Source organism: Okeania sp. SIO3B5 (assembly GCF_010692555.1).
Classification (GTDB): domain Bacteria; phylum Cyanobacteriota; class Cyanobacteriia; order Cyanobacteriales; family Microcoleaceae; genus Okeania.
Map to the genome: position 1 here is coordinate 1 of NZ_JAAHHG010000566.1, position 6,294 is coordinate 6,294.

Genomic DNA, 6,294 nt, shown 5'->3' on the forward strand with positions numbered 1-6,294 from the left:
CTCAATCAAGCTGTTTAGATGGGGATGATTTACCAACATATGGAGAAAAAAAACCGAGATTTAGTGGAAAAAGAGTAACAAGAGGGTTGTATAAAACCAGGGAAAATAAATTATTAAATGCAGATGTAAATGGCTCGTTGAATATAATTAAAAAAGTAATTCCTGATGTCTTTGACCAGGGAATAAAGGGTTTGCCGTTTAACCCTGTAGTGGTCGATCCACTACGAATAACTAAGGTTTCAGGCTTTTGAGTAAGTTTGAGTAAGTTTAGTTGAGCGGTGGGAAGTTCACGCCGAAGCTACTATCAAATTTCTATTTCTGATTTTTCTGTGTTGCGATAGCGCAATAAAAATTTTTGCCTATTATTTCCCTTTCCCCAATATTCAGAAAATTGCTCATCTCCCCTCCGATTGTTATGCGCTTCAGAAAATGCAAATATGATTTCCCTCTTCCCAATATTCAGAAAATTGCTCATCTCCCCTCCGATTGTTATGCGCTTCAGAAAATGCAAATATGATTTCTCTCTTCCCAATATTCAGAAAATTGCTCATCTCCCCTCCGATTGTTATGCGCTTCAGAAAATGCAAATATGATTTCTCTCTTCCCAATATTCAGAAAATTACTCATCTCCCCTCCGGTTGTTATGCGCTTCAGAAAATGCAAATATGATTTCTCTCTTCCCAATACGAAATTATGATTTGTCGGTAGTTTCCATTTTCTGAATAATTTTCATAGTTTCGACACTAACGGTACAAACTTTTTGTAGTAGGTCAATGACTGTTTCTTTATAGTCGGCAAAACTATAGGTATTAAATTTTTCAGCGATGGTTTTGTCTCTGGGTTTCTTTTCTTTGTATTGGTCTAATACCCATTCCAAAGCACTGCGGTTTCCGAGGCGATATTCCCAGGCAATTTTGGGAATTTTTTCTAATGTGGTGAGGGTATCTATTAATATTTTGTCTTTGGTTTTGTCTGCTTTAAGTTTTGGTTTGGGAGTGGGTTGGTTATCGGAAGTTGGTAAGTCGATGCGAGTTAATGGGTAAGGTTTAATATTTTCATAATTGATGTGTAAGTCGATTAATTTTTTGCCCCATTTTACCCACTTTTGAAAATTTTCATAGAAGGGGAGGCGGGGAAATTCTCGTTTGAGGTTTTGTTCGTATTTTTGTCGGTAGGTTGGGTGGTGTAAAACGGCGTAGGTGTAGTGGAAAATGTCTAGTTTTTTGATTTTTTTATTGCTGTAATGAGTTTGGAATTTTTGCAGTCCCCAGTCAGTAATATTTTCTTGGCGGTTTCCATTTTCATCGTAGCGGTAGAGGGTTAATATTTGAGAAAGTCTTGAACCAATTCCATTATCACAAATGCAATTCGTAGCTATAACAACAAAAGGAACTTGTTTATGAATTGTCAAACAAATTGCTATGTTATCTTTGCCAATAGGAAAAATTTGTTCCTGTTGATATAGTCTATGTACGATAACTTTTGCCAGATAAAGGTATTTTTTGGTAAACGGACGCCAAGTAGATGTAACTATAAAATCAGGATTAAACTCTAGGGTAGAATTTCTCAGTAAATGATCTTCCAGTTCAGAAGTCCACTTAATTTTTCGATCAACAAAATCGTTAATTGCTTTTTTCTTGTTTGATTTATACCATCTAACTTTTTCTTGTTCATAAAAATCACAAAAAAACTGAATTTTTTTTGCTAGTTGCTGCCTATCAAAGTTGTATAACCATTCATCTCTACTTGTTACTATTCCAATAGAAAATATTTTAAATATTGCCGTTTCATCTGTTTGGTTTTTAGCAAGTTTAGTATTTTTATTTGCTAGAGGTAGTAAACTATCAAAGTCATTATCGGTAAGATTTATCCAGTTATTATTTTTGTCTGGTGTAATATGTTTAAACTCCAAATCCCTGAGATTATTAAAACTCAAATAATCTTTCTTTTCATCAGCTTTGACATAATCACTTATGGAATTATAGAAAACCTTAAATCCTTCTAATTTTTCATTTCTTACAACGAAATAAACTGCTACTCCAACTTTAATTTTATCACTAAAAATATTGCCACCTTCTTTCCTGCGTCTTTCTCCAGTTGTCCGTGCATCTCCTTTTGTATCAATAATCCAAATTTCGTTAAATTCATCTGCTAAAACTTTCCTAAATCCATCAGCCCATGTAGCATCAATAAAAGACGAATTAGTAATAAAAGCTATTACACCATTTTTAGCTAGTCTATCTGTTGCCCACCTTAAAAAACGAGAATACGGATCATAAGCCTTTGTCTTTTGTGCTCTACTTTCTTTAACATAAGTATCTTTAATTCGTTTATCAATTTCAGGATAAGAACGATTCTGGTTATTATCATTTGCATTAATGAAGAAAGGTAATTAGATTATAATGCTAGTCATACCATTTCACTAAAGTCAAAAATCAAAAGTCAAAAGTGATATTTTCAGTACTTAAAACCTCTATTCTAAAGTAATTTCGTATTAGTTTATTTTATTTCAATAAATATGTTATCATGTTATTAGTTTAAAAGTCAGTTTATGAAAGCTATATTTAAGTATCTTATCTATCCAACACCAGGACAAAAAACCAGATTAGCAAAGCTATTTGGTTGTATTTGCTGGCGCAACACTTTCCTATGGTCATGCTACCGCAAACGTGAACCTGTGGTTTGGAATGATAGTCTAGCTTGCTGCCAAGAAAAGTATACTCTTAGAGAAAAGAAACCCATTAATTCTGATCTACAAAAGCTTTTTATTACTCAAGCTAAAAAGACTGAATACAGAGAATGGTTGTCAGAGGTTTCTGCTATACCATTGCAGCAATCACTGAATGATTTAAACCAGGCTTATCAAAACTTTTTTCAATCAACTAAAGGTCAGAGAAAAGGTAGACCTATTAAACCTCCTAAATTCATACATTAGAAAGTCAAAGCAAACTGCTAGGTTTACAAAGCGAGGATTTAAAGTTGGTCAACATAAAGTTTATTTGGCTAAGATTGGAAAGCTGAAAATAGTGTGGTCAAGAGAGTTACCTGCTGCTCCATCATCAGTAACAGTAATCAAAGATTGTAAGGGCGATTCGCGAATCGCCCCTACTAAATATTTCTTGAGTTTTGTAGTAGAAATACAACCAGAAATCTTACTTCAAACTGATAATTCAGTAGGTATAGATTTAGGTTTCAAAACCTTTGCCACATTGAGCGATGGAAGAAAAGTAGATGCTCCTAAACAACTCAAAAAACGTATTAAAAAATACCGAAAATTAAGTAAGTCATTATCTAAGAAAACTAAGGGGTCTAAAAGGTATGAAAAAGCACGAGCTAGAGTTGCTAAGTTCCATGCCAAACTGTAAAGATACAAGGACAGATTTTCTGCATAAATTATCTACTAAAATAATTCGTGAAAACCAAACAGTTGTTTTAGAAGATTTAAACATTTCTGGTATGGTTAAGAACCGCAACCCACCCCCATCCCCTCCAGGGAGGGGAGCAAGAGGGGTGGGTGCAGCAGCCTGTGAGACGTTAACCCACCGAAGAGCTACGGCTCGGTAGGAATCTCCGCGCCTGACCGCCGGAGAGTATGTCAACTAACTCTTGACTACTGACTAATAGTAATCACTGAATCAGATGTGAGAATTTTATTGCTTCTGTGTTCCCTATTCCCTATTCCCTAAAAATCTACAATATCTCACAACTCAAATAAGATTTCTAAATATTGAAAATTAAAAAATTAATGATTAAAAAAAATATAGAGCGAAAAGTCCTGAATAATGGCATAGTTGTCATCACAACAGAAAATAAGACAGCGGATATTGTTTCAGCCAAAATATTCTTACGCATAGGTAGTCGTTATGAACCCAGAGAACAGGCAGGAATCTCTCACTTATTAGCAGCAGTATTAACCAAAGGGACAGACAAATTATCTTCTCTAGATATCGCCCATAAAGTTGAATCAGTAGGAGCAAGACTAGGTACAGATACAACCATAGATTATTTCTTACTGAGCATAAAAACAGTATCTACAGATTTTACAGACATATTTCAACTGTCAGGAGAAATAATCAAATATCCATCATTTCCAGAAACAGAAATTGAACTAGAAAAACGAATTACTATTCAAAGTATTCGCTCTCAACTAGAACAACCTTTTACCGTAGCATTCTCTCAATTACGAGAAATGATGTATCAAAATCATCCTTATGCTTTATCAACTTTAGGTACAGAAAAAACAGTTTCTCAAATTACCCGCGCCGATCTTCAAGAATTTCATCAAACTCACTTCCGTCCAGATAATATAATCATATCTATAGTAGGCAATATTACGAACGCCAAAGCAATTAATTTAGTTGAACAAACATTAGGAGATTGGCAACAACCAGAAACACCCCCGATAACTTTAAACTTACCAACTCTAACTCCCCAACCATCAAGAGCAACAACATACCAAGAAACTCAACAATCAATTATTATGCTTGGTTATTTAGCAGCAAATGTTAATAGTTATGACTATGCTCCTCTCAAATTAATTAATACTTATTTGGGTAATGGTTTATCAAGTCGCTTATTTGTTGAACTGAGAGAAAAACGAGGTTTAGCTTATGATGTATCTGCCTTTTATCCTACCCGTATAGATATCTCCAACTTTACAGTTTATATAGGAACTGCTACAGAAAATACAGCGATCGCTAAAGCAGGGTTAAGAGAAGAAATGGAGCGCTTAGTGAAGAACCAACTTAGCTCAGAAGAGTTACAAGTCTCCAAAAACAAATTATTAGGTCAATATGCTTTAGGTAAACAAACAAACTCACAAATTGCTCAAATTTTAGGATGGTATGAAGTATTAGGTTTGGGTATGGAATTTGACGCTAAATTTCAAGAAAATCTGACAATGGTAACAGCTACTGAGGCACAAGAAGTTGCTAGTAAGTATTTCATTGAACCTTATATTTCAATTGTTGGATCGGAAGAAGATTGAGAATCACAATTGCTATAATTTTAGTCAAAAGTTGTAAATACCTGAGCGAGCAGCGCTGTAGCAAAATCATACCGTACAGTCTAGTATAATTTTATGTGCGGTCGCGACTGAATACCAGCAAAGTTGATGGTTAACAAATAGACATCTTCCGAAAAATAAATAAATTGTGATAGAATCATAAAAAATGTAATTTTTAGTTGCTAATTATGACCAGTATGCTTGAGTACATTTACAATCATCCACAAGAATCAGAAAGTTTATTAGGCATCAAGTATGAACAACTAGAAAATTTATTAAAACAAGCAGAAAAACTCCACAATAATAAGCGAGAAATAGCCACAGCTAAAAAAGTTAGAATAATTGCTTATGGTGGTGGTAGACCACCTAAATTATCTATTTCAGAACAAATCATTTGAATATTAACTTATTTAAGACATTTGACAACATTTCAACTACTAGGAATTCAATTTGGAGGAGCGTGAAACTACTGCTAATGATACCTTTAATTATTGGTGGCCAATTATCTGTGATTTATTGCCAGCAAGTCTCTTAGAACAGGTAAAAAAAACAAAGTGACTATGAAATTGTCAAAGAAATATTAACAGAATTTGAATTAATTGTAGATAGCTACGAACAGCCCATAGAAAGACCAGGATAATATGAAAAACAAAAAGAATATTACTCAGGAAAGAAAAAAAGTAATACAAAAAAAGGGCAAGTAATTGTATTGCCAAAAGGTAAAGATATTGTGGATATTTCAGCAGGAGAACCAGGGAAAAAAAGTGATATACAATATTTCCGTGAAACTGAGAAAAAGTTTGACAGTAAACAAAAATTTAGTGGAGATAAAGGCTATACTGGAGAACCGAGGATTAAAACACCTAAAAAAAAGCCAAAAAAACGAAAACTAACAGATTCGGAAAAATCTCAAAATCGAGAATTTGCTTCAGAACGAATTTTTGTTGAACATATAATTAGATTAGTCAAAATATTTAGGGTAGCTCAAGAAAGATTTAGATTAAATTCCGACAAATATGAGCAAATAATTATAACTATTTGTGGGTTAGTAAGATTACGAATAGGTACATTTATTTTTTAGTAATAAATCAACCTATAGTAAGATGGAAATTATTTAATTTATATTGCTATCTTTGAGCTTATTTTTAATAGTAAGTATCTATAATACCATTTTGAAAAAAGAATGTTACGAATAATAAGTGCAATAAAAAAAATTTGCAGGAAATGTCCCTTTGATAAAAAAGATAATTTATGACCTAAAAACTGGTATTAAATCTATTCCCATACGA

At 33.4% G+C, this 6,294-nt stretch carries 7 protein-coding genes and 2 pseudogenes; 8 read left to right on the top strand and 1 reads right to left on the bottom strand.

Annotated features, from left to right (window positions below):
* A pseudogene (locus F6K54_RS38275) lies at positions 1-251 on the top strand (RNA-guided endonuclease TnpB family protein); the annotation flags it as partial.
* 440 nt (positions 252-691) lie between these two features.
* On the opposite strand, the gene F6K54_RS38280 reads toward F6K54_RS38275, so the two are convergent.
* The gene (locus F6K54_RS38280; protein WP_293089319.1) at positions 692-1,936 is read right to left on the bottom strand and encodes a type ISP restriction/modification enzyme; all 1,245 of its coding nucleotides are present in this window, start codon (positions 1,934-1,936) and stop codon (positions 692-694) included.
* Positions 1,937-2,066: 130 nt separating this feature from the next.
* Here F6K54_RS38280 and F6K54_RS38285 point away from each other — a divergent pair, with 130 nt between their 5' ends.
* The 7 genes and pseudogenes from F6K54_RS38285 to F6K54_RS38315 form a co-directional block, all read left to right on the top strand.
* Complete coding sequence (locus F6K54_RS38285; RefSeq protein ID WP_293089321.1) at positions 2,067-2,279, top strand: hypothetical protein; 213 nt, start codon at positions 2,067-2,069, stop codon at positions 2,277-2,279.
* A 272-nt stretch (positions 2,280-2,551) separates the two neighbouring features.
* Positions 2,552-2,935, top strand: a complete 384-nt coding sequence (locus tag F6K54_RS38290; RefSeq protein WP_293089323.1) for a helix-turn-helix domain-containing protein — start codon at positions 2,552-2,554, stop codon at positions 2,933-2,935.
* A 64-nt stretch (positions 2,936-2,999) separates the two neighbouring features.
* On the top strand, positions 3,000-3,365 hold the full coding sequence (locus F6K54_RS38295) for a transposase (RefSeq protein ID WP_293089325.1): 366 nt from the start codon (positions 3,000-3,002) through the stop codon (positions 3,363-3,365).
* The gene (locus F6K54_RS38300) at positions 3,352-3,564 is read left to right on the top strand and encodes a transposase (protein WP_293089327.1); all 213 of its coding nucleotides are present in this window, start codon (positions 3,352-3,354) and stop codon (positions 3,562-3,564) included. Before F6K54_RS38295 ends, F6K54_RS38300 begins: the two co-directional genes overlap by 14 nt.
* A 181-nt stretch (positions 3,565-3,745) precedes the next feature.
* Positions 3,746-4,987, top strand: coding sequence for a pitrilysin family protein (locus F6K54_RS38305; protein ID WP_293089329.1), 1,242 nt, complete (start codon positions 3,746-3,748; stop codon positions 4,985-4,987).
* A gap of 215 nt (positions 4,988-5,202) precedes the next feature.
* Positions 5,203-5,403: a hypothetical protein gene (locus F6K54_RS38310; protein WP_293089330.1), complete on the top strand. Its 201-nt coding sequence runs from the start codon at positions 5,203-5,205 to the stop codon at positions 5,401-5,403.
* Between the two features lie 257 nt (positions 5,404-5,660).
* Positions 5,661-6,086 (top strand): annotated as a pseudogene (locus tag F6K54_RS38315) (transposase family protein); the annotation flags it as partial.
* Positions 6,087-6,294 lie beyond the last annotated feature (208 nt).

Coding starts and splice junctions, on each gene's coding strand:
- F6K54_RS38310 (WP_293089330.1), top strand. CDS start 5,203: ATGCTTGAGTACATTTACAATCATCCACAAGAATCAGAAAGTTTATTA.
- F6K54_RS38300 (WP_293089327.1), top strand. CDS start 3,352: ATGCCAAACTGTAAAGATACAAGGACAGATTTTCTGCATAAATTATCT.
- F6K54_RS38290 (WP_293089323.1), top strand. CDS start 2,552: ATGAAAGCTATATTTAAGTATCTTATCTATCCAACACCAGGACAAAAA.
- F6K54_RS38305 (WP_293089329.1), top strand. CDS start 3,746: ATGATTAAAAAAAATATAGAGCGAAAAGTCCTGAATAATGGCATAGTT.